The following is a 381-nucleotide window of genomic DNA, read 5'->3' as shown; positions in this document are numbered from 1 at the left end:
AAGCGGAAGTACAGCCAGACCGCGTGCGCGATCACCTCCACCGGGTACCGGTGCCCCTGGTACGACGGTGACGCACTCTCCACAGACGACTCCCCCCAGCATGACCAACCCGAAAATCAGGGTCAACGAAGTTGAGCGGTGCGAGGTGTCCTCGGGCTCGGCGGGTGGTGACGCAGCGTGTGCGTAGCCGCTGGTTGGCCGGGTTCCGGAAGCCGTGCGTATTCCGCGCGCACAGCTTGATCATCCGGTTGACGCCCTCGCTGGTGGTGTTGCTGTGGCCGGTCGCGATGAACGCCGAGATCTCGGGCCACTAGGGCCTGTTCGGGGTCGTGATCTCGGTTCCGATGCCCGCATCCGGCGAGGGCGGCCGAGCTGGTAGAA

Annotated in this window: 1 protein-coding gene; it reads right to left on the bottom strand. The window is 65.9% G+C overall.

What is annotated here, in order from left to right; all coding sequences use genetic code 11:
- Positions 1 to 31: 31 nt before the first annotated feature.
- Complete coding sequence (locus JL475_RS41850) at positions 32 to 301, bottom strand: transposase (protein WP_368860263.1); 270 nt, start codon at positions 299 to 301, stop codon at positions 32 to 34.
- Between the last annotated feature and the right edge of the window lie 80 nt (positions 302 to 381).

This window comes from Streptomyces sp. M2CJ-2 (assembly GCF_016757295.1).
GTDB lineage: Bacteria > Actinomycetota > Actinomycetes > Streptomycetales > Streptomycetaceae > Streptomyces.
Note: the sequence above shows the minus strand (reverse complement) of the source record. Positions and strands in the feature narration are given on the sequence as shown.